The organism is Micromonospora sp. BL1, from assembly GCF_003667485.1.
Lineage (GTDB): Bacteria > Actinomycetota > Actinomycetes > Mycobacteriales > Micromonosporaceae > Micromonospora > Micromonospora tulbaghiae.
Window position 1 is genome coordinate 1 of record NZ_RCVK01000345.1, and the last position, 419, is coordinate 419.

Consider the following 419-nt stretch of genomic DNA (forward strand, 5'->3'; position numbering starts at 1 on the left):
ATCCCGGTCGACCCCTCCGGCGTGCGCGGCACCTACCTGGTGAGCTACCGGGTGATCTCCGCCGACAGCCACCCGGTCTCCGGCGCGTTCACCTACTCGGTGGGCGCGCCGTCGCCGCCGCCGGTCGACACCGGCTCGGACAACCGCGCCGACCCGGTGGTGGGGAACGCCGTGAAGGTGGCGAAGTACCTCGGCTACGCCGGACTGCTGCTGCTGGTCGGCCCGGCGCTGGTGCTCGCCGCGCTCTGGCCGCGCCGGCTGCCCCGACGCGGACCGGTCCGGCTGGCCTGGGCGGGGCTGGGCCTGCTGGTCGTGGCCACCCTGGCCGACCTGTGGTTGCAGGTGCCGTACACGGCCGGCGGCGGGCTGTCCGACGTGACCGGTTCGGGGTTCAGCGACGTGGTGGGCAGCGCGTTCGG

1 protein-coding gene is annotated in these 419 nt (G+C 75.2%); it reads left to right on the plus strand.

The window, feature by feature from the left end; translation table 11 throughout:
• Positions 1-419 (plus strand): copper resistance protein CopC (locus EAD96_RS25980; RefSeq protein ID WP_199733303.1); only part of this gene is annotated, 419 nt, incomplete at both ends.